This is a genomic window from Alkaliphilus metalliredigens QYMF (assembly GCF_000016985.1).
GTDB classification, from domain to species: Bacteria; Bacillota; Clostridia; order Peptostreptococcales; family Natronincolaceae; genus Alkaliphilus_A; species Alkaliphilus_A metalliredigens.
This window is the reverse complement of sequence record NC_009633.1, coordinates 2,616,972-2,641,622: the sequence shown is the minus strand read 5'-3', so window position 1 is coordinate 2,641,622 and position 24,651 is coordinate 2,616,972. Positions and strand designations below refer to the sequence as shown.

The window sequence follows — 24,651 nt, the reverse complement described above, 5'->3', positions numbered from 1 at the left end:
TTTTTTAACTTACAGTATGACGCTTAAATATTAAGGGGGATTTACTATATGGAAGGATACCAGCTTTTTATAACAAAGGTTTATAAAAAAACAGGGATCGATTTATCTTCTTACAAGGAAAGACAAATGAAAAGACGAATTGAATCATTGATTACAAGAAATAATTTCCCTACATACGACTTGTACTATAATGCAATTAACCAAGACAAAAAACTGCTAGATGAATTTATCAACTATCTAACAATAAATGTGTCGGAGTTTTATCGTAATCCACAACAGTGGGAAATTCTAAATTCAGAAATCATTCCTAACTTATTAAAAACAAGGAAAAAGTTAAAGATATGGAGTTCTGCTTGTTCAACTGGTGAGGAATGTTACTCATTAGTGATGGCTTTAAGTAAGTTTTATCCACTAAAAGACATTGAAGTATTAGCCACGGATATTGACGAAGGTGCTATAACTAAGGCACAGCTAGGTGTGTATACACCTAAAAGTGTTGAAAACTTGCCTAATGAGTTTATCGAACGCTTCTTTACCTTGCAAAGTGAGCGTTTTATGATAAGTGGAGACATTAAGAATCGTGTGCGTTTTAAAAAACTCAACCTAATTGAGGATGCTTATCCTAGTGACTGTGATTTAATACTATGTAGAAATGTCATGATTTACTTTACTGAAGAAACCAAGAGTAAGATGTATCAAAAGTTCCATGACGCTTTAGGTAGCGATGGTATTTTGTTTGTGGGTAGTACTGAACAAATTATATTGCCCCATAGATACAATCTCTCACCTCTTAAAACTTTTTTCTATCAAAAAAGTAATCGATAAATAGGAGAAAATATAGGAGGCATTTCTCCTATATTTTTTTTACTTTAATATTATTTTATTTCCAATGTTTAGAAATGACAGGAAAATTGATATACTAAGTAATGTTGGTAATATATTTTTTTATTAGAAAGGAGGCCAATATATGAATTTACGCGAAGTAATCATTGAATTATCGGAAGCTTCCGGTGTATCCGGTCATGAAGAGAAAGTTTCTCAAGTTATTACCAGTATATTTGCAGACTATGTTGATGAAATCAAAAAAGATGCCTTAGGAAATTTAATTATGATTAAAAAAGGCAGAAATAGTGGCGGAAAAAAAATTATGCTAGCAGCTCATATGGATGAAATAGGCTTAATGGTCAAAGATATAGATGATAAAGGCTTTATTTCATTTACAAACATTGGTGGTGTCGATCAGCGGACGCTCCTATGTCAAGAAGTATTGATTCATGGTTCTGAGGAAACCTACGGTATTATTGGCGCAAAACCACCTCACCTCACAGATGCAAGTGAAAGAGAGAATGCTTTATCAATTGAAGACTTGGTGATTGATACTGGTTTTTCAAAGCAAGCCCTAGAGGGAAAAATCCAAATTGGCGATGTCATTACTGTTAAAAGAGCGGTTTCTACTTTGCAGAATGGATGGCTTGCAGGCAAGGCCTTAGATGACCGTGCTGGAGTTGCTGTGTTGTACCAATGTCTCCGATTACTACAAGATTCCTATCATGACATAGATGTTTATTGCGTGGCCACTGTACAGGAAGAAGTCGGTACACGGGGTGCTACGACCTCCGCTTATCAGATTAACCCTGATATTGGTATTGCCATTGATGTGGGATTTGGAAGAACACCAGAGTTAAATCGTTTTGATACAATCGAAATGGGAAAGGGACCTGCCATTACCATGGGCCCCAACATCAACCCATTAATCTTTAAACATTTAAAGACAGTGGCTCAAGAAAATTATATTGATTATCAAGTAGAAGTCGCTCCAGGTTCAACAGGAACAGATGCTTGGCCTATTCAAATTGCACGTTCAGGTGTTGCAACAGGTTTATTGTCAATTCCACTACGTTACATGCATACCTCTGTGGAGACAATTTGTTTATCCGACATAGAAAAAACAGGAAAGCTTCTATCACAATTCATTGTTTCCTTTAATACTCAGGAGGTGGAGTCATTATTATGCTATTAAAAAAATTAACTGAAGCCTTAGGAGTCTCTGGAAATGAAGGAGAAGTGCGAGAGCTAATAAAAGGTGAACTAGATGATTCTGTAGATCAGCTACGAGTTGATCGCATGGGTAATCTATTTGCAACAAAAAACACAGTTAACTCAGATTATCGAATCATCGTCACAGCCCATATGGATGAAATTGGCCTGATGGTAAAGGGTATTGAAGAGAGTGGGCTCCTGCGATTTGCACCAATTGGTGGTATTGATCCAAGAATACTGGTTTCTAAAATTGTGCTCATTGGTGACAACAAGCTCATTGGCATTATTGGAGCCAAAGCCATCCACATGCAAAAACCATCTGAGCGAAAAAAAGCGCTATCAATTGACGATTTGTACATAGATATTGGTGTGAGTTCTAAAGAAGAAGCGGAAAAATTGCTTTCTATTGGAGACTACATTGCTTTCCAAAGTGATTATGTTGAGTTTGCTAACAATAGAGTGAAATCCAAAGCCTTAGACAACCGTGTAGGCTGTGCGATACTAATTGAGTTGCTTAAAATGGATTTAAATGTTAATATAACTGGAATCTTTACAGTGCAAGAAGAAATTGGATTGAGAGGATCCGCAGTTGCAGCCAATCAAATAAAAGGAGATCTGGCAATTGTTCTTGAGGGAACTACATGTTCAGATGTAAAAGGGATTGAACCACATTTTCAAGCGACGAATTTAGATGGTGGTCCTGCCATTTCAATCATGGATCGTACTTCTATTTATAATCGCCCTCTAGTAGACTCGTTAATTGAAACCGCAAAGGAAAACAATATTCCATGGCAATATAGACGATCAAGCTTCGGTGGTAATGATGCTGGCAGCTTTCACCTTGCCCAAGAAGGAACTCCCTGCGTTTCTTTAGCTGTTCCTTGTCGTTATATTCATTCACCGGCCTCTGTATTGAGTCTAGATGATTATAGACACACATTAAATTTAACTGTAAAGTTTATTGAAAAAATAAGTAAAGGTGGCGTTATATAATGAAAGAATTTAGCACAGAATTGCTCAAAAAATTACTTTTAGTCTATGGGCCGTCAGGGAATGAAGCGCAGGTCGCTGAGTTAATCTCAGAAGAGATCAAAGACTTAGTAGATGAAATCTATACCGATAACCTAGGTAATTTGATTGCCCATAAAAAAGGGCCCGGTAAAAAAATTATGTTAGCTGGACATATGGATCAAATTGGTCTTATGACAACCCATATTGATAAAGAAGGTTTTTTACGATTTTCTAACCTCGGTGGTCTTTCTCCCGCAATCACATTATCCCAGAGAGTTATTTTCGAAAATGGTGTCATTGGAGTCATTGGTAGTGAAAAAATTGATACATTAAAAGATTTAACTTTAGATAAATTGTTTATTGATATCGGTGCCTCTTCACAGGAGGATGCGGAGACCATGGTTTCTATTGGAGACACATGCGTTTATCATAGTGAACCTATTATTGATGATAAAAAAGTGATTTCCCAGGGATTAGATGACCGAATAGGATGCTTTATCATGATAGAAGTATTAAAGCAGTTAAAGGAAATAAAACACGACCTTTACTTTGTTTTCACTGTACAGGAAGAAGTAGGTACTAGAGGGGCAAAAACAGCCGCTTTTCATATAGAACCTGACCTTGCTATCTCTTTTGATGTAACAGCTACTGGAGACACACCTAAGGCAAAGGAAATGGCAGTAAAATTAGGTGCTGGTGCCGCAATCAAGATCAAAGATAACTCGATTCTCTGCCACCCCATGATAAAGAATCATATGATTAAAACAGCAAAGAAATTTCGAATTCCATATCAATTAGAAGTGCTGGAGTTTGGTGGAACAGATTCTGGTGCAATCCATCTAACGAGAAGTGGGGTACCATCAGGCGTACTATCCGTACCATCACGATATATTCATAGTAACTGTGAAATGGCCTCTGTTTCAGATGTAGAAAATATCATTTCTTTATCTAGAGCACTTTTCGAAAATGAATGGTCTGAAGCGTAACCTAATATCTAAACCCAAGAGAAGAAGTTTAACTTCTTCTCTTTTTTTGTCTAAATATAATAAATTTAATCAGTTTTGTTTGTAATTTGACTAAATTTGTATGACGAAAGTCCTTCTAATAGACAGGAAAATCTTGTACTAGTATTGAATCTGTAGTACAAGTGGAGGTGATTAAATGAGTGAAAAAGAGAATAAAACCTACTCAATGAAGGACGTTTCCCAAATAACAAAGTTCAAACCACATGTGATCCGCTTCTATGAAAAAGAATTCGAGCTAAACATCCCTCGTGCATCAAATAACAGACGCTATTTTACCGATACAGAGCTAAGCCAATTATTAACAATCCAGAGCCTACAAGAACAAGGCTTGTCCAATAAAAAAATAAAAGAGGTCTTGCTTTCTCAAGATAATCATAATTTTAACTCTTTCTGCAATCCTGAAGTAGCTATGAGTCAGGTGAATGCTGAGCCTGATTCCCTTGCCATAGAAGAACAATTAGCCATGGACGCTAATTCTCCTTCATTTAAAGGTAAAAATAAGGTGAGTGACGACTTCCAATCATTGAAGAATGAACTTCTTGTTATGCTTAGAAGTATGGATTATCAGGAGAAAATTGAAGAATTGACAATGAAGGTTGATGAATTAACAAGTGAACTAGGACGTAAGGATCAGGATGTATTAATTTGCGAAAATGCAAAATTGAAAATGAAAATCAAGGAAAAGTCCTATGAAATTTCAGAATTAAAAGACCGTATTAAAAGAGAACAGCATAAAAACCTACCTTTTTTCACACGAATTTTTAGCTCTAAAAAGGATGAAGAGAAATTACCGACTACATAATATTTCTTCTATATAACCCATTTAAAATTCCTCGGATTATAGATTCATAATAAACAGTCTTCCTAGTACATATGAAATATATCTAGAGGTACTGTGATTTTAAAACAAGGAATAAGGGATTTTTAACAAAATAAGAAGCCTGGATAACCTCCCAGGCTTCTTATTTTGTTAGTTATATCGTTTTATTAGGATACAGCTCTAGTGCAACCTTTAATAAGTTCATTGATTTCATTAAGTCATCTTCATTCAGTACATAGGCAATTCGAACCTCATCTTTGCCAAGACCTGGGGTGGCATAGAATCCTTCTGCTGGAGCCATCATCAGCGTCTCCCCGTCTATATCAAAGTCTTTTAACATCCAAATAACAAACTTTTCGGCATCATCTACTGGTAATTTAGCCGCTACATAAAAAGCGCCTGTAGGTTTTTTGCATAAAACACCTGGCATTTTATTTAGTTCAGTGTATACAATATCTCTACGTTTTTCATACTCCTTGTTTACAGTCTTGAAGTAGCTTTCTGGCGTTTTATATAACTCGATTGCACCTACTTGCTCTAATGTCGGTACACATAGTCTTCCTTGGCATAATTTTAAAACTTCTTTAATTAATTCTTTGTTCTTACATGCAACGGAACCAATTCTAGCTCCACAAGCACTATATCTTTTAGAAACACTATCTATAATAACAACACGATCTTGAATTTCTTTTATATTACCGAAGCTAGTGTATTCTAGTCCATCATATACAAATTCTCTATAAACCTCATCTGCAAGAATAAATAGATTGTATTCCTTAGCTAGGTCTGCTAACATATGTATTTCTTCTTTTGTATAGACCACGCCAGTTGGGTTTCCTGGATTAGATAACATAATTGCCTTGGTTTTAGGATTAATGATATCCTCAATTGACTTTCTATTTGGCAAATGAAACCCTTCTTCGGCTTTACATGTAATTGGAACAACCTTTACATCAACAGCAGAAGTGAACCCATTGTAATTTGTATAAAATGGTTCAGGAACTAAAACTTCATCACCGGCATCAGCCACAGCTATCATAGCAAATAATAAGGCTTCTGAACCTCCATTAGTGATTAAAATTTCGTCATTTTCAAAATGCATATCATATTTCTTGTAATAATCAATCATTGAATCTATTAATTCAGGCATTCCTTGAGATAATGAATAGGCTAACACTTTTTCGTCAAAATTACGAATAGCTTCCATAAAAGAAGAAGGGGTTTCGATGTCTGGTTGTCCAATATTTAGATGATATACCTTTTTCCCATTAGCTTTAGCAGCTTGAGCGTAAGGAACCAACTTTCTGATGGGAGATTCTTGCATACTTGTAATTCTTTTAGATAAATTCATCATTAAATACCTCCTATTTCTTTTTTACATAAATCACAATTATATGATAACATAAATAAAACTAAAGGGACAGGAAAAGATTCCAAGTCAGATCTACTTATCAAATGTGATTGTATAATTACATTTTACAAAACTTATTTTGCATAATATAATTGTATATTATGCTATAATTGTAGAGCAAACAACCACTAAGGAGGTCCAATAAATGGGTGAACGAAAACATACAGAAATCGCTATTGCTGAATTAGAAAAACAGCATCGGATTATGGAAGAATTAAAAGTATATTATAATGGTAAGGGTAAAAAATACATTATTATTACTTATGGATGTCAAATGAACTCAGCGAGATGTATTTAATATTTACCATATCATTTTCTGTATATAAACCTATGGGAAAGGCCATTAACAAATTCAATAGATGAAATTGTTTTATCCTCATCTACTGTTATTTTCTTAACTACACATTGCATAAAATCTTGCAGCAATTTCTTATCTATCATTTTCACAATCTTGTTATAATTAATAGCTCGATCGTTATATAAATTATGGGCCAAAAGATATTGAGTGGCCTTTTTTATAAAACTTAAATCATGACCTGGAAGGTTCCTGGAGTATTCCTGGGACCTCTTTTTTATTTTGTCGTTTATAGAATTAATTCTCTTCTCAAGCTCTTGTTTTTTCACCAGGTAATTCTTTTCAGACATACTATCTTCCGAAAATAGATATAAATCTTCTAACCTTTGAAGAGCTCTTTCGATTTTCTTCTTTTCAGATTTCAAAGATTCAAGCTCCATATCCTGTTCGATATCTTTTGGTTCCTCGATACTATCAAAAAGAATGTCGCCAGTATTTTTCAACAAAACCTCGTAAGTATGCTTTAGATCCTGGGCAATTATGCCAGCAACACCCTTAAAAGAGGATCCTTTTAATAATATTTTCTCAACTTCTTTTTCAGTTCCTTTGGATCCATAGGTGGAAATAAACTCATTTGATTTAATTAGGTTAGCTATATAATTAATTACAAATGGACCGAGTTTAACCTCGCCAATACCACCGCTGCATGTTCTGTATTGCTTTTTGTTATGGACGTAATTATAACACCGATAAACAGAAGGCCTGTATCCGTCAGACCTAGGGCGATCGGTAGATGCAATATAATTTTTATTGCATTTACTGCAGCTAATTAGACCTTTAAAAACATGGATATGATTTTCTTTTGTTCTATCGGTACCTCTTCCGTGAGCATTAGAATCCATTATTTTATTAAGCTTTTCATATTGCTCCTTAGATACAATGGCAGGATGATTATCTTCCACAACCACCCATTCTTCTTCTGGTCTTATCTTTCCATGAGGACTGTATCTGTAGTTGTATCTATAAGTACCAACATAGAAAGGGTTTCTAATCACGTCTGATATAGTTTTGGTAGTCCAGTGGCCATTTCTTTTAGTTCGAATACCATTAGCCTCTAGTCGGTGCTTAACTTCTCCGGTAGACTTTACTTCCTCATAGGTATCAAAAATAAACTTTACTATCTTGGCCTCTTCTTCGTTTACAACAGCAAATTTTAATTCTTCATCAAAGTCATACCCTAAAGGCACAGGAGCTCCATTCCATAACCCTTTTTCAGCTCTTGATAGCATAATCGAGTAAACCCTCTCGGCTGTGAGCTTTCGCTCTAACTCGGCAAATACCAGGATAATTTTTAGCATAGCCTCGCCCATAGCGGTAGAGGTATCGAACTGTTCATTTTTAGAAATAAAAGTAACATTGTATTTTTTTATTTCATCATACATCTCTGTGAAGTCACGAAGGTTCCTAGAAACACGATCAATCTTCCAAACTAAAACATGAGTGAATTCCCCAGCACGAATCCTGCTCATCATCTCCTGGAACTTTGGACGATCTGTATTCTTACCAGAATAACCAGCATCTTCAAATATTTCATATTCATCTACACCTAGCACATATTTCGAATAATTGATAAGTTCCTTTTTTTGAAAAGGAAGGGAGTCTTTGTCAATCTGGTGGTGCGTTGACACTCTAATGTATAATGCTGCTTTCTCCAATAAAATCACCTCTCAAATATAAAAATAGTGTCGCTTATACCTACATAAAGCATTGTCACTTGCGACACGACAAACTATTCGTACATAGAGTTACTCTCCCATAACATCGTACATTTCGTACTGGCCATCTTTGTATTCATAAGAATATTTAACAGTTCTATCATTGTAATCGTCATGCCAGAATATAGCACTTTCTATTATATCCTCAACACCTTCTTTGGCCAGAGTTCCCATTAGATCGTTCGAATACATTCTCAATACATCATTGCCATTTTCACGAGAGTTTTTTATATCAAAAGTCCCACGAACTAAAAGAATATACCCACCTTCGCCACTGTTCATGTCCTTATTTAAAGTTATCTCGTTAACGGTAGTATTTAAGTAGCCACCTTCATTGATGATGCCTGCAATTAAATCATACAACTCTGCTTTTTCACCCTCGTAAGGATTAATTGATTTTTCTTCCTGTGCGTTCTCAATCGCAGCAACATCATCAACTGGATCCACTTCGTCATTATTATCAGAGTTGCCTCCCAAAAAAGATATCACAATTATAACTGCAGTAATCCCTAATAAAATTTTTAATGCTTTTTTCATAATAAAACATCTCCTTTTTAATAATATTAGTATCGTTCATACCGACACAAATCCCTATACAAAATAAAAATACAATAACATTAGTGTCGTTCATACCGACACAAACTCCGACACAAAACATTAGTGTCGTTCATACCGACACAAACTCCGACACTAGAAAAAACACCCCCACACAAACTCCGACACAAATCCCACACAAAATAAAGCTACTTCTTTAGAATTTCCACTCTGTAAAACCTAGTGTTTTCAAAGGTTTCATTGAATTTGTAATAGTGGCTTAATAATATTAGTATCGTTCATACCGACACAAATCCCACACAAACTCCGAACTTATATATCTATCTATCTATTAATCTTATATATATAATGATAGATAGATAAGATAGATAAGGCGAGTAAGATTAAAAACACTTTTGAAGAAGAGCTTTATAGATCTTATCATCAACTTCGACCAAACTTTCTTTTCCATCTTTAAAACGAATAACAAGAGTGTAAGTACCTTTGCTTTTAGCAGACAAACCTCCCGCCAACATTCCTAATGGACCCAAGAGAGTTCCTCCCACTAATCCACGAGCAACGCCACTTGCAGCACTCTTTCTATGCTCGTCAGTAACGACTTCGACTTCATCAACAGTAGTATTGTCTAGCACCAATGACTTAGTAAAGCTGGTGGATATTATAACGGTCCCTAGAGCTGCTGCTAATGATTTTCCTTTGTACTCACCTGCGATAACTTTATTTTTTGCACCCATTCTTAAAACCTCCCTAAATTTTAAATTTTACATGAATAACCTCTTTCACTTACGATATTTGTTTTTCAACAAATCAATTAAGCTTCTTTCTCCAAAACTGATGACTGCTCTTCTTTGCTTTTATCCAGCTGATCTTTCATATTCAAAAGCTGGACATACTTTTCAAGTTCTTTCTTGCTTTCCTCGCTAAGATTACCAAGATTATTCATAAGTTCGTGCATTTCTGCACCAATGCAAGCATCTTGTTTCTTAATATTAGATTTACCTACTAAATAATCAATAGACACATCGAAAATATCTGACAGCAAATTTAGTGTTTGGATATTCGGCTCTAACGTGCCAGTTTCATACTTTGAAACATTTGATTTTGTTTGATTGATCTTTCGACCTAACTCTTCTTGTGTCATTCCAAGTTCTTGACGCAATTCTCTTATTCTCATAATACTTCCTCCTTTTCTAAATGATACACCCTTCTAACAGATAGTATACTCCAATATAATTATATAGTATCCATAATGGAAAACAAACAAAATATCCATAATAGAAAAAAATATTAAAATTTCTCTTGACAATATCCATAATAGAAACTATAATGAGAATCATAAGGTTGCCAAAACAGAAACCGAAGGAGGCAAGAAGATGTACGAAAAATTAAGAAATATCAGGAATGAAAAGAGTATAACTGCTCTAGAAATGGCAAATATGTTGGGGTTAAAAACACCAGCTGCCTACTACAAGAAAGAAACTGGAACAATAAAATTTTCTCTAGAAGAGGCAGAAAAGATAGCGAAGTTTTTAGGACTACCGATAGAAGAAATTTTTTTTAAAACCGAAGTATCTGAAACAGCAACAACGGAAGGATAATGATTAAAACTTGAAACAAAAGGGGGACAAGCGTGTGAGTGCAGCTATAAAAAAACAGGCTACAGACCTGGCGGAATATATGGAAAAGGAATTTGGAATTACACCACACAATATAGACGAAAAACTCAACGAACTAAAAAATAAATTTTACGAAAAGGAGTTGATCAAGGATGAAAGGTGTGAAAGGGTTCAATAAGTTAACAAAGGAGCAACAAGACATTTTGATTAGAACAAATATTAAGCACAAGGCGGGGGTTGGAACAGACTACAAAGATGGGTGGACTCCTGTCAAGGTAAGTCCCTTGGGTGAAAACCTAAAGGTAGTGTTCAAAAACGGAGAATGGCTCCACTATACACCGTCTGGGCAATGGTACTAAATAATTGGAGGGGTTAACGTGCCAAGAAGAAAAAGAAAGGCAAGAAAAGTGGACAAGCCTAGGGCGATTAAAGTAAAACCGAATGTGAGATTAATCGACATCAAGAAAATATCAGACGACATAAGCCCTGGCATATTAGTAGCAGTAGCTGATTACAAAAGAGATGCATAGAAAGGAGGTGAAAACAAAATGATCAACTTGGAGCTAGCTGAAAAGCTTTATACTCAATACGGAATAATTAGCATTTGTGAAGATGGAAAATTCGTAAGATTTGAGAGCGACACAGAAAATAATAAGGAGGACGAAGAGTGGGAGAAAAAATAAAAGGCCCAAAGCACGATGAGGTGCTAAAGGCCACAAGCAAAAATATTGATACAGCCATTATATCACAGGTGGCTGAAAATGAAAAGAGCGACCTAATAAAAAAAGTAGAGGCGATACTAGGATACGAAGTTGATCCAGAATGGTACAAAGAGGCACACGATTATGCAAAACATAAACTGACATGGCAGAGTAAATTGCGTAAAACGACTTATGATAAAAGATATTTAGCGGTAGTTACAGCTGAAATATACGAGCAGAACATATTTAAGGAGTACGTTAATTCGATATCGAGAAGGAGGCTGAGAGCATGAAATTTATTTTAGAAAAATTGAAAATTAGGAATTTTAAGGGAATCCGAGAACAGGACATCGAGTTTAACCCGATATCCACAACCATCTGTGGAGAAAATGCAACAGGAAAAACAACGGTAGTAGATGCATTCACATGGCTACTATTCGAGAAGGATAGCAAGGGAAGGTCACAATTCGAAATCAAGACGCTGGAAGATGGTGAGCAGATCCACGGATTAGACCACACGGTAGAAGGCTATTTTAAAATAGACGGAAGGCCGCTAAAGCTAAAAAAGACCTACAAGGAAGTATGGACCAAAAAAAGAGGAGAGGATCAACCGACATTCACTGGGCACGAAATAGAAAGAGTAATTAACGACATACCAGTCAAGAAATCGGAGTACGAGAAAAAAATTGGACAGCTGGTGGACGAGAAAATATTCCAGCTACTAACAGACCCACACTATTTTTCACAGCAACTAAGCTGGAAAGAGCGAAGAGGTACACTATTTTCCCTAACAGGAGGAGACATAACCAACGAGAATGTATTCTTAGCAAACCCAAGCCTAAGGGCGATAGAAGAGGACTTAGAAGATAAAACAATAGAGGAGCTAAAAAAATCTCTAAGCTACCAGAGGAGAGAACTCAACAAGCAACGAGAAAATATACCTGTAAAAATAGAAACGCTGAACGGGACCATCAAAGAAATCGATAAAACTGCCATAGAATTTAGATTAAACTTTATCAAAAGCGGAATCAAGGCAACAGAAGAACAAATGCTAGATGCAACCAAGCTAGGAGAAGAACAATTAAAAAAACAGGACGAGCTCTTCGAGATAAAAACCAGAAAAAAGGAAATAGAGCATGAACTACAGAGCGGAATAAAGGATCCGGACCAAGAAACCAAGGATGAAATAAAAGAACTGCAGATAAAACTAAGAGAGCTACAGCCAGAAATCAATAGCGAAATTAGAATCATAGAGTCGCTTGAAAAAAACATTGATAAAAATAGAAAAACTCTAGAAAAGCTAAGAACTGACTACAAAGAAGAGGCGGCCAGAGAATTAAACATAGACGACAGCATAAAAGCATGCCCGACTTGCAAAAGGTCATTTCCAGAAGATGAAATAGAAAGCAAGATAACTGAAATGGAAGAAAACTTCAAAGCTCACCAGGTGGATAGACTGAAAAAACTAAGGGAGGAAGGTCAGTCCATATCCAAAGAAGTAGAGGGGTACCAGGAAGAATTAGAGCAAGCTAAAGAAAAATTAGACCACCTGCAAAATCAAGCAGAGAGATTAAGCGTCACCATAAGAAAAAAAGAAAGCTTGCTAGGTACCAAAGAAAAAACCGACATCAACAGCCTGCTTGCAGACAACCAAGAATACCAAGAATTAATCAAAAAAATAAACGAAATAGAAAACGAAATAAAAAATAGAGATCACGATACTACGATAAAAGACCTAAGAAGAAAGAAAGAGGAAATGGAGATACAGCTTAAGGAAAAAGAAAAAGAACTGCACCAGGAAGAGATTAACCAGGAAACCAAGGAAAAAATAAAAGTCTTAATGGAAGAAGAGAAGGGGTTATCTCAACAGATAAATGAAATCGAAAAGAAAGAGGGTATAGCAGATCAATTCATCAACACCAAAGCAGAAATCATAGAGCAAAGCATCAATGAGAAATTTGAAAAGGTATCCTTCCGACTCTTCAAAAAGCAGATAAACGGAGCACTAGACGAAACATGCGATGTGCTAGTAGACGGAGTACCATTCGACAATGCCAACACAGCAGGACAAGTCAATGCGGGACTGGATGTAATCAACAGCCTATGCAGACACTACGACACCTATACACCGATTTTTATTGATAATTCAGAGTCAATCAATAACTTCATACCAAGCGACTCGCAAATTATAAAACTTAAAGTAACCAAACACAAAATACTAAGGATAGAGGCTGAAAGCTAAAAGGAGGCCAAAAAGTGATAGCCAGTATTACTAGAAAAGATATAACCGACAGCATAGAAGAGGCAAAGGCAGAGATGGAGCTGGCCAAGAACCGAATGGATCACGCTGCAACTGAAAGGGAAATCGACATAGCTATACACGCTATGATTGCAGCGGAAAAAAAGATGGACATGTTATTCAAGGTGGCCAAGGGGTGCTTGGGAAAAGCTCAATAAAAGAGAAAAGGAGAATGCGATATGTCGAATGAAATTTTAAACAAACCGGTAGTTTACGAGGTTAATGGTCAAGAGGTAAAACTGACAGGTGGGATGGTAAAAAACTATCTCACCAGAGGGAACGACACGGTATCGGAGCAGGAAATAGTAATGTTCATCAACCTGTGTAAGTACCAAAAACTAAACCCCTTCTTAAACGAGGCATACCTAGTAAAGTTTAAGGGAGCACCAGCACAACTAATCACCAGTAAAGAGGCATACATGAAGAGGGCATTCGATCACCCAAAATTCGATGGAATAAAAGCCGGGATTATAGTCCAAAGAGGAGAAGAAACCTTAGAATTAGAGGGGAGCTTTAGCCTACCAGGAGACCAACTTTTAGGAGGATGGGCAGAGGTATATGTGAAAGACAAAAAATACCCATACATTACGAAGATAAACATAGACGAATTCAATAAAGGGCAAGCAACTTGGAAAGCCATGCCCAAGACCATGATAAGAAAAACAGCACTTGTACAAGCATTAAGGGAGGCATTCCCGGACAACCTAGGAGCCATGTACACTGACGATGAGCAGGTAATCGTAAAGGAAACTAATACGGTAGAAGTAGAAGTGGCCGAAGAAATACAACAAAATGCCAATAACCAGGTAATCGACATAGAAGAAGATGAAATAACAGAAGAAAAGAACCAAAAACAACCTAGAAAAGACGAAAGCCAAAAAGCAACATCTGGATCCCAAAACAGAAACCAAGGACAGCACAATACCGGAAAGCAACAAAGTGCAAATGACTTATACGAGGATCCAGGATTTTAAATGAGACTCAAGGTGATAGCAAGTAGCAGCTCTGGAAACTGCTACTTGCTAGAAAATAAAGAGGAAACGTTAATCTTGGAATGTGGATTGACATTCAAGAAAATCCAGGAGGGCCTTGGTTATGAAACAATAAAAGTCGTGGGTTGCCTTGTAACTCACGAACATAAGGATCACAGCAAAAGTATAGAACAACTAAACAAAAACGGGATAGATGTGTACACCAGCAACGGAACAATGCAAGCACTAGGATTAAAAGAAAGCTATAGATTAAAAGCTATAAAGGCACAAGAAAAAATAAGGGTGGGGGGATTTACAATACTCCCATTCGATACACAGCACGATGCAGAGGAACCGCTAGGGTTCTTGATCCAGCATCAAGACATGGGAAAGTTATTATTTATAACAGACTCCTACTACTGTAAGTATAAATTTAAAGGACTGGACCATATAATGGTCGAGTGCAACTACAAAAAAGAAATCTTACAACAGAATATCGAAAAAGGCTTGGTCCTGGAATGTCTAAAAAACAGAATAACAAAATCTCACTTTGAACTAGAAAATGTAAAAGAATTTTTAAGAAGTAGCGACTTGAGCAATACCAAAAATATTGTACTGATACACTTAAGTAGCCAAAACAGTGACAAGAATTTATTCAAAGAAGAAATAGAGAGGTCTACAGGTAGGCCGGTTTATATAGGAAGTAAAGGACTAGAAATAGATATCAGCAAGAAAGTGTTCTAATGGGGGTTGAGGGTATGCAAGAGAGGCAGAAACTGAATGTGGAAATCGAAATAGGACAATTTTATATCTGGAAAGAGACCAATCATCTAAAAGCAAAAGAGATATTGTTGTGGCACACACTGATGCATCTAGCATGTACAGCTAGATGGGTGAAGTGGATATCAACACCAATCTCAACATTAGAATCGAAAACAGGGCTCAAAAGAGATGCAATATATGCTGCGAGAGACAAACTTGTAAAGCTAGGGAGAATAGAGGTGCTCCCTGGAAAAGGCAGCAAAGCAGCACAATACAGGATAATACCTTTCGTAGAAAACTATTGCTCGGAGGAAGTAGAAGAGCAACTAGATGATCCAGATATCAATACAGAAGATACAGATAAACAAACCCCTACCCCCCCAAATGCAAAACCTCAAAAAGAAGAATTGCCGCAGATGAACATTTATAGAAAAATGCAAACCTTAATTATGATGCCAAGTCCAATGGACATAGAAAACATAAAAACTTACCTTAATGACGGAATGGAAGATCAATTGCTCATGGAGGCCATAGACATCTCTGAAAGGGAGCTGCAAAACAAAAAACCATCCGACAAATGGAGATATGCGAAAGGCATCATGAGGAACTGGTTCAACGATGGGATCAAAACATTAACGCAATACCAGGAAAATGAAAAAAGGCGAGAGGAGATGATGAAGAGTGGAGGCGATAAGCAACATAATAGGCCTGTACAACCAGAACCAACACCACAAAATAAATCAAGCGGAATGCGAGGATTCAGAATCCCAGGAGAAACAGAGTAACCAGGACACTATATTCACATCAAAAGAAATCCAGGAAAGAGGCTACAAATATTCAAAGGATCCAGAACCACCAAAGCGATGTAAATATTGCGGAAAAGACTTATATCAGAAGGGTGTAGTAATGCCGATGATGGACAGGGTGGTAGCCTGGATAAGTCACGAGAGGTGCACATGCAATAAAGCTACGGACTACTGGGAAAGGTACGACAACAAAAAAAAGGAAATAGCGGAAAGAGAACGACTAGAAGAAGAGAGTAGAAAAAAGAGAGAAAGAATAGAAAGGCTACTAGGAAACAGCGGAATCAAAAAGAGATTTCAAAACAGAACCTTTAAAAATTATGAGATAGATCAAGGTAATAAAGATGCATATAGAAACTCAAAACTTTATGCAGAAAACTTCCAGAGATTTAAAGAAACAGGCGAAGGGATATATTTCTCTGGAGGATTTGGAACAGGAAAAACACATCTTGCGGTATCGATAGCACTAGACCTAATAAATAAAGGAACTCCAGTAATATGCATGACAGCAATAGACTTGCTGGCACAGATAAGAAAAACGTATGACAAAGATAGGAACGTCAGTGAATATCAAATACTGCAGGTTTATAAAGAGGTAGATCTCTTGGTAATAGATGATTTAGGGAAAGAATATTGCAGCGATTGGGCGGCAACGATGCTATACGACATTATAAACGACAGGTACGAAAGGTGCCTGCCGACCATAGTAACAACAAACTACGATGACGAAAAACTAGTGGACAGGCTAGCCAGGAAAAGCAATTACGAAACTGCAGGAGCTATAGTGAGCAGGCTCCACGAAATGACCATGGGAATAACCATGAACGGAAAAGACAGAAGAAAGGAGCGATCTTGATGAAAAACACACTTGGAGATTTGAATGACCATTTATTCGCTCAACTAGAAAGGTTAAGCGATGAGGATATAAAAGGCGAGGATCTAAAAGAGGAAATAACAAGAGCGAAAGCAGTTACAGATGTTGCGGCAAAGATTGTTGAAAATGCAAACTTGGTATTACAAGGGCAGAAATTCATGAAAGATGCTTATGATGCGGATAAAAACCTGCCTAAAATGCTGGAGGGGGAATGATGAAAAGGCATCCCAAAGAAGTGAAGGAATTTATCAAAAACAATGTTTCTGGAACTACTACAAAAGAATTAGTGGAACTTGTAAATGCTAAGTTTGGAACTGATTTTACAGAATCAAAAATGAAGTCTTACAAATCAAACCATAAATTAAAAAGCGGAACACCGCTCGGGTTGCCAGCCGGAAGGCCTACAAAGCTATATCCGGAGGAAATAAGGAAATTTATCAATGAGAACCATGCAGGTGTAGGACCAAAAGATATGGCGGAGCTACTAAACAAAACCTTTGGAAAAAGCTACACTCACAAGCAAATAAAGTCGCACTATGGCAATAACAGCATCAATAGCGGATTGGACGGAAAGTTTGAAAGAGGCCATAAAACCTGGAACAAAGGATTGAAGGGAGTAGTAACAGGAGGAGCTGAAACTCAGTTTAAAAAAGGCAATAAACCATACAACAGGGTACCGATAGGAACCGAGAGGATTGACTCAAAAGACGGATACATCTACGTAAAGATCCAAGATGGACACCTCAATAAGAATTGGAAATTAAAACATGTATTAATATGGGAAGAACATAATGGACCTGTACCGGACAATCATGCAGTGATATTTGGCGATGGAGACAAAAGAAATTTTGACACAAGTAACTTAGTCCTAGTATCCAGAAAACAATTATTGGTAATGAACAGAAACAATTTAATACAATCAGATGCTGACCTAACGAGAACAGGAGTCATATTAGCAGATATTTATTCTAAAATAAGCGAGAGAAAATCTAAGGTAAAAGAATAGATCAAAAAGGGGCGGAAAAGCTATGGCCAATAAAATTATAGAAAGAGCAGCTGAATTAATTAGAACTAATCCAGGATTGAAATATTATGAGGCAATGGAAAGAGCTAGGGGGGAGCACGATGAGATGGACAGAAGAACAGTACAAGGAGTTCATGAAAAAGAAAAAAGGGCTACCAATAGAACCACAAAGTCAAAGAAAAAGCAAGTACAACAATAAAAAGACGACTGTTGATGCCATAGAATTTGACAGCAAGAAAGAGGCGGATTACTACCACCAACTCAAATTACTCAAGCAAGCAGGAGAAATAAAGGACTTTGGAATACAGCAAAGGTATGAGTTGTTGCCAACTTTCAAAAAGAACGGTACTACTTTTAGGTCAATAAATTATGTGGCTGACTTTGTGATAGTGAATAATGATGGCACTACAGAAGTAGTTGATGTAAAAGGAGTGGAGACTCAAGTCTTTAAAATAAAACAAAAACTATTTGAATACATGTACCCAGAGCTGAATCTAAAAATTGTTAAGTAGGAGGGGTTGACATGGAAAAGTATTGGAAGAATGCATCTGGGTGCTACGATCCGACTTTAGCCAAGGTTATAGAAAGTGAAAATATAGCAGAAAAGGCTAATGAAAAAGCTAGAAACAAACAAGTGCATGACACGATCCAGGAGATCAAAAACATGTTAAAAGAAAGAGATTTAGAGCTGCTATGCAGGATAGAGCTGAAGGATAATCGGACCAATAAAAATTACAAGTAGGAAACTCGAAATGGATAAAGGAGGCTGTGAGAATGATTAAGAAAGTCCGACTAAAACATATATCGGAAATTATAGATAACAGAGAACCCATAGGATTATTTTATGCAGTTGGAATCAAAATAGATAGCACCAAAACAAATTGTACCATGTGCTATGTAGGGGTAGACAATTCGACAGGAGACGCATGGGCAGAAGATTTTAGAACAGAAGAAGAGTGTATAGCCTGGTTAAAACAAGAGAGGTTGATAAATAAAATAGAGGTTTATAAAAAAGCTTTAGTGACATGGGGCCAAGAGGCACAAATAACAATGGTATTTGAAGAGATGGCTGAATTGCAAAAGGAACTATGCAAGGTGCTTAGAGGGGAGAAGGTCACTGGAAACATAGCAGAAGAAATAGCGGACGTCGAGATAATGTTGGAGCAGATGAAACTTCTGTTTGAAATAGAGGGTCTGGTAAGAGATAACAAGATATATAAGCTAGAGAGGTTGGCTGAAAGATTGGAGGACCAGTGAAATGGAATTTAGCATTGCAGGATTACTACAATTAGGATTGATAATGTTTGTGCTAATGCTAGCAGTGGGGTCGGCAGGAATTATTTTATGCAGAATCGTCATGTGGATAATCTGGAGGGAGTGATAATATAGTGGTTAATTTTGTAGCGGGAATGTTATTGGGGTCGATTGTTAGTTGGGTAAGCATGGCATTCATACTCAACTATATGATGGATAGATACGGAGGTCGAAAATAAAGGGTGATTAGATGCATTGTTATAGATGTTACGGAGATATGGTGGAGGTAACTATAGTAAACAAGAAAGGTCGGGTGCATAAAGCCGTAGTTTGTGTAGACTGCGGTAGGATCTATAGCAAAGAGGGCATATTTAAAGGGCTGTACCAAAAGAAAGTAAATTAACAGGAGGTGGAGTAAGTGAAATACAAAAATGATAAATTTGAAATTACCGGTCTGCCAGAAGAAATCAACACGTTTTTACATCTTACTCAAATGAAGGATAAAGAAGATAGAATAAACACTCAACAGGAAAGAATCAGAGAACTTGCCCTTAGCAACACTCAACTAAGAGATCACGAAGAAAAACTCATTGAGAATTTAAACATAATAACAGCTGAAAAAACTACCTTATCAAGCGAACTCGAACGATACAAGCAATTAGCAATGATTAGAGAGCAAGAAATTGAAGGCTTAAAAAGAGAATTGGATACAACCAAAAGACACAATTATAAACTACACACAATTATAGAAGAATCGGATGAAATTAAAAAAGGAATGCTAGATAAATTGACAATAGCACGTGATCGTGAATTGGATTGCTTAGCTGAATTGATTTACCAGGAGAGGCATGATGGAGAAGATGATGAACAGCTTAGGAAGAGAATACTACGTGATTTAAAAATGATTAAGTAAGAAAGTAGGAAAAACAATGAGTAAAGGCTGTAAATGTCCTATATGTGGCTATGAGTTCTGGGCATGCAAATCAATCTTCCAGGAAGGGTTTGGAATGCCAGACATGGGTAGTGGGAGCTGTCCAAAGTGCAAAACATTCCATAATCTAACGGTAGATGAAGAGAACGAGCGAATGATAGTAACACCATGGGAAAAGCATATGAAAAACAAGGAGAGTGATCCAAGGTGACAAAAATGGAAGTCGAGATAAAGTCTTATCCAGCAAAAACTAAAAAACTAGTGGACATCTGGAACAACTATTCAAATGGCCCAATGCCAAAAGCTGGAATCGAATTTATAACATTCACAAACAAAAGACCCAAGAGTCCAAAAAACAATAACAGACGTATAGCTGGACTAAAAGCAGAGAGCATATCATATCTAAAAGACGATATAGAGTTGGTGAAAATGTCGGTCGAGAACTTTATATACCTAATGGCCAAGTGCGGAGTGGATGTAGATGTCAAAGAGGTAAAGGTGGATATAGAGTAGATGAAAGTGTGCAAATACGCAAAGATAAGCGGAATAAACAAGGGGATTTTTTCAAGACATAATTCTTGCGAATACTTACAAAGTGCTAAGGAAAGGCAAAGAATTAATGAATTTAAATCACTACAGAATAGAAGAATTTACATTAACGAAATTCCAATTTGCCCAAAAGACTGTCTGAGAAACAAAGCGGGTGATCCTGCTTGTTTCATAGTAAACCTAGAGGAGGCAGAGTGATGAATAAAAGAGAACAATATCTAAAGTTGTTAAGAGAAGAAGTGCCGCCAGTAAAACTAGGCAATAAAAATAAAACTGGAAAATGCGGGATGTGTGGAGTAAACGCAAATAAATTGTATCCACAAAAAGTAGGACGAGTTGATTTTATGATATGTCAGCGATGCAAATCGATCATGGACTAGGAGGAACAAAAATGAAAATTAACAGCGAACTTTTAAGAAAAAGACTAAACAACCAAGAATTAATCGATTGGATTGACGAGGATAAAAGCCCACAGCACTACAAGCAAGGCTATTTAAGTGGTCTAATCAAGGCATTAGTGGTATTGGGAGAAGTTGAATACTTTACAGAGCACGGGAAAGACAGAGATCCTATAGACTTTGAGTTTAGCGAAGATGCCATAAAAGGATTGACAGCAGTTACTGGGGCGGTAAGTGACAAAATCAAAGAGCTTGAGCTTGCAAGCCACTCGGAAAAAGACATTGTAGAACAATGCATACAACTTATGGAAGAAGTCCACGCACACATGATGGAATACATGGAGTTTATGGATGTAGAACATACAGAAGGGATACCGAGGTTTAGGTATAGTTATGTTGAAATTGTTCAAAGGCTGCTGCTTAGTAGGACTAGACATGGCGGTGGAACATCGACAAGAGAGAAATGCAGACAGCTAGGGATTGATCCTTATGGCGAAATCATAATAGGAGAAGGCGAAGAATGATGAGAAGAAATAGCCTACTACGTGAGAAAATATACGACTGCGAAACATTTGCAAAAGCATATTCAAAAGCAAAAAAGAAAAAGAGGTGCCATATGAGATACATGATTTATGTTAAAGACGAAAATCAAACAAACAACATGACGATAGAATGTCATGATGCCGAAGAAATGGCAGAGTATGCCAGCAAATGCATCAAGCAAGGGTACAGGGAAGTTAAGGCAGTCACAGAAAGAGATAGCGAATGAATAACAACGTAATTGATTATAAAGATCTTTTAAGCAACAAAGAAAAAAGAATAAGGTTAAAACATATGTATTGGTTGGTTCTTTGGTGGGAGGAAGAAAAAAGAAAAGTGAGGGTGAGTGATGAAAAAATATTTTCTTGATAGTGAGATACAAAAAATCATAGCTGAAGAAAATTATAAAAGAAAAAAAGTAAGCATACTCGGCATTATTAAAAAAACATTCGAGGAAACGTTTAAAGATCAATTAAATACAGAAAAAGATATAGAGTTGCTAGAAAATGAGATTAATTTCAGACTTAGGTCCAATACTGGAATTGATTTAAATGTGAAACTCGAAAGAGTAAAATATTCCGAAATAGTGATAAAAGATATTTTTATAAGATTTTAAGAATAGGAGAATGAGCGATGCGAATAGACAAGAATAAATTTTATGCGTTAACCTGCAAGAAGTGCATACAACACGATAGTTGTTATGGATCTAAAATGATGACTTGTGCTAGAATGAGAACTTTTAATCGAGAAGAATTTGAAAGAATGACGAAAGGAGAAAGCGATGAGAAAAATAACTAGAACATTAACCAAGACTTTATATATAGCTCATGATGGCAAAGAATTTACCGATGAAGATGATTGTATATATTATGAGCAAGAAAAAGAGCAAGAAAAGATGGAAAAAGAAGTTGAGAAAAAACTAGGAATTGAGACACAAGCAAATTTCCCTTCGATGCTTAGCTTTAGACATAAACATGAATATAAACTATTCCTTATAAAGGATGAGAAAGACCTAGATTTATTTACAAAAGTGTACGAGTATTGGTTTACAAATTTAGAAGAATATTGGGAGGTAAACAAAGAAACATTTACTTATCCTGATGTACTTTGCATATTAGATTTTCCGCAGGGAGGAGACGAACATAGGTTATATAAAATCAATCAACTCTGCAGGCAATTCAACGATTTCGTAGACGAAATTTGTGTAAAAGTTGAGCGTAAACTATAAGAGTAAAAAGAAAGAGGCGAATCTCAAAATGAATAATGTTGTTTTAATTGGCAGGTTAGTTAGAGACCCAGAGTTAAGATTTATAGCAGGCACAGGAAAAGCGGTTTGCAATTTTACTTTAGCAGTAGACAAGAACCTTGCAAGGGACAAGAAAAAAGAATTTGAAGAAAAAGGCCAGTCAACTGCAGACTTTATTAGAATTATAGTATGGGGAAAACAAGCAGAAAACTGTGCTAACTTCCTTGCTAAAGGAAGATTGGTAGCAATAAATGGTTCGATTTCAACCAGCAGCTACAAAACACAATCTGGCGAGACAAGGTATTCGACAGATATAATTGCTAGTAATGTGGAGTTTCTAGAGTGGGGAGATAGAGGGTCGGATCAAAACAAATACAAAGATGATGATTTTACGGCAATAGATGATGATGAAGAGATTACATTCTAGGAACCGCTCGAAGACATCAAAGAAAGGCAAAAGCATTTTAGGCGGAAGAGGGGGTGGGTAAAATGCATTACTTCTCCAGAATAACAAAATTAAGAGAGACGGAAAAGGGCACAGACCTTATAGTAACTATTCCGGGCGAAAAACTAGGGCGACAGATATATAAATACAAAATAGATGGCCAAGACGGTATCGATGCAGAAATAAGAATAAACGATGGTAGAACTATAACAGTGGATCAGAGAAAAAAGGTATATGCCACAGTGAGAGATATATCAGCTTTTATTGGAGATGATCCAGAGTACCTAAAGGAATACTTAAAATATGATTACTGTGCAACGACTGGAGAGGAGTATTTTTCCCTCTCCAATTGTAGTGTAACCACTGCAAGGAATTTTATAAGTCATATAATTGATTTTATTCTAAAATGGGACATACCATTAACAGACAAAGCTCTAAATAGAACAGAGGACATCGACAGGTACCTCTATGGATGTGTTAAATATAGAAAATGCTGCATAACCGGAAAACCGAATGCAGATATACATCATGTAACAGGATCACGAGTAGGAATGGGCAGGAACAGAAAGAGAATGAGTCATGAGGGGCTAAAACTTATGGCCCTTTCTAGAGATTGGCACAACAAAGTGCACCAGGAGGGAGAGGAAGACATTTTTAATTTATATAAGATATACGGAATCATAATAGATAATGAAACCCTGGTGGAACTGGGACTGACACATAAAGATATAACTTAGGAGGGGTCGTATGGAAGAAATGAATTATAGACAAGTCGAAGGAATACTTTACAACTACAAGATCATCAAAGCCTCTATCGAGAATTATAAACTAAAGCTTGAAAATTTAGAGCTAGAGTTTGACATAGATGATGGAATGAAAGGAATATCCTACGGAGAACCAACATCCAAAACCAATAAAATAAACAGGACCACAGAGAATAATGCTTTGAAAAATATAGAGAGAAAAGATAGAATCAAGAGAGACCTCGAAAGAAAGATTTCTCTTGAAACCAACAAAATAAAGATGGTAGATAATGCCTTGGACGCACTATCAGATGTCGAGAGAACAATAATAAACATGTTCTACATAGAAAACTTAGAATGGTATAAGGTGGCTGGAAAAGTATGCTATTCAGAAGGATGGTGCAAAGAGAAAAGGAAAGAAAGTATCAACAGGATATTATTCACAATCAACGGGAAAAAACAGGATAAGTCAGTTACTAGACAAAAACATGACGATTAACCTAGGAAATGCTTACCAACGGATCATTTAAAAGTGGTAATATAGTAGTATCAGAATAATATGA

43 protein-coding genes are annotated in these 24,651 nt (G+C 36.5%); 38 read left to right on the top strand and 5 right to left on the bottom strand.

The window, feature by feature from the left end; translation table 11 throughout:
• The first annotated feature begins 48 nt into the window (after positions 1-48).
• From AMET_RS12935 to AMET_RS12915, 5 genes are all read left to right on the top strand, one after another.
• On the top strand, positions 49-825 hold the full coding sequence (locus tag AMET_RS12935) for a CheR family methyltransferase (protein ID WP_012063749.1): 777 nt from the start codon (positions 49-51) through the stop codon (positions 823-825).
• A 142-nt stretch (positions 826-967) separates the two neighbouring features.
• Positions 968-2,020: a M42 family metallopeptidase gene (locus AMET_RS12930; RefSeq protein ID WP_012063748.1), complete on the top strand. Its 1,053-nt coding sequence runs from the start codon at positions 968-970 to the stop codon at positions 2,018-2,020.
• Entirely contained in the window at positions 2,011-3,033 is a 1,023-nt protein-coding gene (locus AMET_RS12925) for a M42 family metallopeptidase (RefSeq protein WP_012063747.1), read from the top strand. Before AMET_RS12930 ends, AMET_RS12925 begins: the two co-directional genes overlap by 10 nt.
• Positions 3,033-4,037 (top strand): M42 family metallopeptidase, encoded by a 1,005-nt coding sequence (locus AMET_RS12920; RefSeq protein WP_012063746.1) that lies wholly within the window; start codon positions 3,033-3,035, stop codon positions 4,035-4,037. The genes AMET_RS12925 and AMET_RS12920 overlap by 1 nt, the downstream gene beginning before the upstream one ends.
• 175 nt (positions 4,038-4,212) lie before the next feature.
• Positions 4,213-4,878 carry a MerR family transcriptional regulator gene (locus AMET_RS12915; protein WP_012063745.1) on the top strand — a complete coding sequence of 222 codons (666 nt, stop codon included), beginning with the start codon at positions 4,213-4,215 and terminating at the stop codon, positions 4,876-4,878.
• A 172-nt stretch (positions 4,879-5,050) separates the two neighbouring features.
• Here the strand turns inward: AMET_RS12915 and AMET_RS12910 are convergent, their stop codons facing one another.
• Complete coding sequence (locus tag AMET_RS12910; RefSeq protein WP_041721653.1) at positions 5,051-6,247, bottom strand: pyridoxal phosphate-dependent aminotransferase; 1,197 nt, start codon at positions 6,245-6,247, stop codon at positions 5,051-5,053.
• Positions 6,248-6,452: 205 nt separating this feature from the next.
• On the opposite strand from AMET_RS12910, the gene AMET_RS25830 reads away from it, so the two are divergent.
• Positions 6,453-6,605: a hypothetical protein gene (locus tag AMET_RS25830; RefSeq protein WP_012063743.1), complete on the top strand. Its 153-nt coding sequence runs from the start codon at positions 6,453-6,455 to the stop codon at positions 6,603-6,605.
• Between the two features lie 11 nt (positions 6,606-6,616).
• Here the strand turns inward: AMET_RS25830 and AMET_RS12905 are convergent, their stop codons facing one another.
• The 4 genes from AMET_RS12905 to AMET_RS12890 all read right to left on the bottom strand — a co-directional run bounded on the left by AMET_RS12905 (position 6,617) and on the right by AMET_RS12890 (position 10,106).
• The gene (locus tag AMET_RS12905; RefSeq protein ID WP_408626376.1) at positions 6,617-8,326 is read right to left on the bottom strand and encodes a recombinase family protein; all 1,710 of its coding nucleotides are present in this window, start codon (positions 8,324-8,326) and stop codon (positions 6,617-6,619) included.
• 81 nt (positions 8,327-8,407) lie between these two features.
• Entirely contained in the window at positions 8,408-8,914 is a 507-nt protein-coding gene (locus tag AMET_RS12900; RefSeq protein WP_012063741.1) for a hypothetical protein, read from the bottom strand.
• Between the two features lie 401 nt (positions 8,915-9,315).
• Positions 9,316-9,666 (bottom strand): hypothetical protein, encoded by a 351-nt coding sequence (locus tag AMET_RS12895; protein ID WP_012063740.1) that lies wholly within the window; start codon positions 9,664-9,666, stop codon positions 9,316-9,318.
• 77 nt (positions 9,667-9,743) lie between these two features.
• On the bottom strand, positions 9,744-10,106 hold the full coding sequence (locus tag AMET_RS12890) for a helix-turn-helix domain-containing protein (RefSeq protein WP_012063739.1): 363 nt from the start codon (positions 10,104-10,106) through the stop codon (positions 9,744-9,746).
• A gap of 199 nt (positions 10,107-10,305) precedes the next feature.
• Between AMET_RS12890 and AMET_RS12885 the strand changes: the two genes are divergently transcribed.
• The 32 genes from AMET_RS12885 to AMET_RS12760 all read left to right on the top strand — a co-directional run bounded on the left by AMET_RS12885 (position 10,306) and on the right by AMET_RS12760 (position 24,587).
• On the top strand, positions 10,306-10,530 hold the full coding sequence (locus tag AMET_RS12885; protein ID WP_012063738.1) for a helix-turn-helix transcriptional regulator: 225 nt from the start codon (positions 10,306-10,308) through the stop codon (positions 10,528-10,530).
• 34 nt (positions 10,531-10,564) lie between these two features.
• Positions 10,565-10,726: a hypothetical protein gene (locus AMET_RS25825; RefSeq protein ID WP_157047256.1), complete on the top strand. Its 162-nt coding sequence runs from the start codon at positions 10,565-10,567 to the stop codon at positions 10,724-10,726.
• Positions 10,701-10,907 carry a hypothetical protein gene (locus AMET_RS12880; protein WP_041720785.1) on the top strand — a complete coding sequence of 69 codons (207 nt, stop codon included), beginning with the start codon at positions 10,701-10,703 and terminating at the stop codon, positions 10,905-10,907. The genes AMET_RS25825 and AMET_RS12880 overlap by 26 nt, the downstream gene beginning before the upstream one ends.
• A gap of 18 nt (positions 10,908-10,925) precedes the next feature.
• Positions 10,926-11,078 carry a hypothetical protein gene (locus tag AMET_RS25820; RefSeq protein WP_012063735.1) on the top strand — a complete coding sequence of 51 codons (153 nt, stop codon included), beginning with the start codon at positions 10,926-10,928 and terminating at the stop codon, positions 11,076-11,078.
• Between the two features lie 18 nt (positions 11,079-11,096).
• The gene (locus AMET_RS26925; protein WP_012063734.1) at positions 11,097-11,231 is read left to right on the top strand and encodes a hypothetical protein; all 135 of its coding nucleotides are present in this window, start codon (positions 11,097-11,099) and stop codon (positions 11,229-11,231) included.
• Positions 11,216-11,542 (top strand): hypothetical protein, encoded by a 327-nt coding sequence (locus AMET_RS12875; protein ID WP_012063733.1) that lies wholly within the window; start codon positions 11,216-11,218, stop codon positions 11,540-11,542. The genes AMET_RS26925 and AMET_RS12875 overlap by 16 nt, the downstream gene beginning before the upstream one ends.
• Positions 11,539-13,491: an AAA family ATPase gene (locus tag AMET_RS12870; RefSeq protein ID WP_012063732.1), complete on the top strand. Its 1,953-nt coding sequence runs from the start codon at positions 11,539-11,541 to the stop codon at positions 13,489-13,491. Before AMET_RS12875 ends, AMET_RS12870 begins: the two co-directional genes overlap by 4 nt.
• A gap of 14 nt (positions 13,492-13,505) precedes the next feature.
• The gene (locus AMET_RS12865) at positions 13,506-13,706 is read left to right on the top strand and encodes a hypothetical protein (RefSeq protein ID WP_012063731.1); all 201 of its coding nucleotides are present in this window, start codon (positions 13,506-13,508) and stop codon (positions 13,704-13,706) included.
• Positions 13,707-13,727: 21 nt separating this feature from the next.
• Positions 13,728-14,522 carry a phage recombination protein Bet gene (gene bet / locus AMET_RS12860; RefSeq protein ID WP_012063730.1) on the top strand — a complete coding sequence of 265 codons (795 nt, stop codon included), beginning with the start codon at positions 13,728-13,730 and terminating at the stop codon, positions 14,520-14,522.
• Positions 14,523-15,263 (top strand): MBL fold metallo-hydrolase, encoded by a 741-nt coding sequence (locus AMET_RS12855; protein ID WP_012063729.1) that lies wholly within the window; start codon positions 14,523-14,525, stop codon positions 15,261-15,263.
• Positions 15,264-15,277: 14 nt separating this feature from the next.
• On the top strand, positions 15,278-16,066 hold the full coding sequence (locus AMET_RS24390) for a DnaD domain-containing protein (protein ID WP_012063728.1): 789 nt from the start codon (positions 15,278-15,280) through the stop codon (positions 16,064-16,066).
• Positions 15,963-16,940 (top strand): ATP-binding protein, encoded by a 978-nt coding sequence (locus AMET_RS12845; RefSeq protein WP_198135343.1) that lies wholly within the window; start codon positions 15,963-15,965, stop codon positions 16,938-16,940. The genes AMET_RS24390 and AMET_RS12845 overlap by 104 nt, the downstream gene beginning before the upstream one ends.
• Positions 16,940-17,173 carry a hypothetical protein gene (locus AMET_RS12840; RefSeq protein ID WP_012063726.1) on the top strand — a complete coding sequence of 78 codons (234 nt, stop codon included), beginning with the start codon at positions 16,940-16,942 and terminating at the stop codon, positions 17,171-17,173. Before AMET_RS12845 ends, AMET_RS12840 begins: the two co-directional genes overlap by 1 nt.
• The gene (locus AMET_RS12835; RefSeq protein WP_242661293.1) at positions 17,170-17,964 is read left to right on the top strand and encodes an HNH endonuclease signature motif containing protein; all 795 of its coding nucleotides are present in this window, start codon (positions 17,170-17,172) and stop codon (positions 17,962-17,964) included. Before AMET_RS12840 ends, AMET_RS12835 begins: the two co-directional genes overlap by 4 nt.
• A gap of 22 nt (positions 17,965-17,986) precedes the next feature.
• Positions 17,987-18,181: a hypothetical protein gene (locus AMET_RS26570; protein ID WP_242661291.1), complete on the top strand. Its 195-nt coding sequence runs from the start codon at positions 17,987-17,989 to the stop codon at positions 18,179-18,181.
• Entirely contained in the window at positions 18,117-18,494 is a 378-nt protein-coding gene (locus AMET_RS12830; protein ID WP_012063724.1) for a DUF1064 domain-containing protein, read from the top strand. The genes AMET_RS26570 and AMET_RS12830 overlap by 65 nt, the downstream gene beginning before the upstream one ends.
• A gap of 11 nt (positions 18,495-18,505) precedes the next feature.
• Complete coding sequence (locus AMET_RS12825; RefSeq protein WP_012063723.1) at positions 18,506-18,724, top strand: hypothetical protein; 219 nt, start codon at positions 18,506-18,508, stop codon at positions 18,722-18,724.
• Positions 18,725-18,756: 32 nt separating this feature from the next.
• Entirely contained in the window at positions 18,757-19,239 is a 483-nt protein-coding gene (locus tag AMET_RS26565) for a nucleoside triphosphate pyrophosphohydrolase family protein (RefSeq protein ID WP_012063722.1), read from the top strand.
• Position 19,240: 1 nt separating this feature from the next.
• The gene (locus AMET_RS26920; protein WP_278184212.1) at positions 19,241-19,363 is read left to right on the top strand and encodes a hypothetical protein; all 123 of its coding nucleotides are present in this window, start codon (positions 19,241-19,243) and stop codon (positions 19,361-19,363) included.
• 291 nt (positions 19,364-19,654) lie between these two features.
• Positions 19,655-20,149, top strand: a complete 495-nt coding sequence (locus AMET_RS12815; RefSeq protein ID WP_012063721.1) for a hypothetical protein — start codon at positions 19,655-19,657, stop codon at positions 20,147-20,149.
• 16 nt (positions 20,150-20,165) lie between these two features.
• Positions 20,166-20,378: a hypothetical protein gene (locus tag AMET_RS12810; protein WP_012063720.1), complete on the top strand. Its 213-nt coding sequence runs from the start codon at positions 20,166-20,168 to the stop codon at positions 20,376-20,378.
• Complete coding sequence (locus AMET_RS12805) at positions 20,375-20,680, top strand: hypothetical protein (protein WP_041720782.1); 306 nt, start codon at positions 20,375-20,377, stop codon at positions 20,678-20,680. Before AMET_RS12810 ends, AMET_RS12805 begins: the two co-directional genes overlap by 4 nt.
• Positions 20,681-20,913: 233 nt before the next feature.
• The gene (locus AMET_RS12795) at positions 20,914-21,096 is read left to right on the top strand and encodes a hypothetical protein (protein WP_012063717.1); all 183 of its coding nucleotides are present in this window, start codon (positions 20,914-20,916) and stop codon (positions 21,094-21,096) included.
• 11 nt (positions 21,097-21,107) lie between these two features.
• The gene (locus tag AMET_RS12790) at positions 21,108-21,638 is read left to right on the top strand and encodes a hypothetical protein (protein ID WP_012063716.1); all 531 of its coding nucleotides are present in this window, start codon (positions 21,108-21,110) and stop codon (positions 21,636-21,638) included.
• Positions 21,635-21,883, top strand: coding sequence for a hypothetical protein (locus tag AMET_RS12785; protein ID WP_012063715.1), 249 nt, complete (start codon positions 21,635-21,637; stop codon positions 21,881-21,883). The genes AMET_RS12790 and AMET_RS12785 overlap by 4 nt, the downstream gene beginning before the upstream one ends.
• Complete coding sequence (locus AMET_RS26275; protein WP_012063714.1) at positions 21,880-22,023, top strand: hypothetical protein; 144 nt, start codon at positions 21,880-21,882, stop codon at positions 22,021-22,023. The genes AMET_RS12785 and AMET_RS26275 overlap by 4 nt, the downstream gene beginning before the upstream one ends.
• Positions 22,004-22,270, top strand: coding sequence for a hypothetical protein (locus AMET_RS12780; protein WP_012063713.1), 267 nt, complete (start codon positions 22,004-22,006; stop codon positions 22,268-22,270). The genes AMET_RS26275 and AMET_RS12780 overlap by 20 nt, the downstream gene beginning before the upstream one ends.
• Before the next feature lie 17 nt (positions 22,271-22,287).
• Positions 22,288-22,452, top strand: a complete 165-nt coding sequence (locus AMET_RS25815) for a hypothetical protein (protein ID WP_157047255.1) — start codon at positions 22,288-22,290, stop codon at positions 22,450-22,452.
• Positions 22,436-22,882, top strand: coding sequence for a hypothetical protein (locus AMET_RS12775; protein WP_012063712.1), 447 nt, complete (start codon positions 22,436-22,438; stop codon positions 22,880-22,882). Before AMET_RS25815 ends, AMET_RS12775 begins: the two co-directional genes overlap by 17 nt.
• 28 nt (positions 22,883-22,910) lie before the next feature.
• Positions 22,911-23,327, top strand: coding sequence for a single-stranded DNA-binding protein (locus AMET_RS12770; protein ID WP_012063711.1), 417 nt, complete (start codon positions 22,911-22,913; stop codon positions 23,325-23,327).
• Between the two features lie 62 nt (positions 23,328-23,389).
• Positions 23,390-24,082: a putative HNHc nuclease gene (locus tag AMET_RS12765; RefSeq protein WP_012063710.1), complete on the top strand. Its 693-nt coding sequence runs from the start codon at positions 23,390-23,392 to the stop codon at positions 24,080-24,082.
• A gap of 10 nt (positions 24,083-24,092) precedes the next feature.
• Positions 24,093-24,587 (top strand): hypothetical protein, encoded by a 495-nt coding sequence (locus AMET_RS12760; protein WP_012063709.1) that lies wholly within the window; start codon positions 24,093-24,095, stop codon positions 24,585-24,587.
• Positions 24,588-24,651 lie beyond the last annotated feature (64 nt).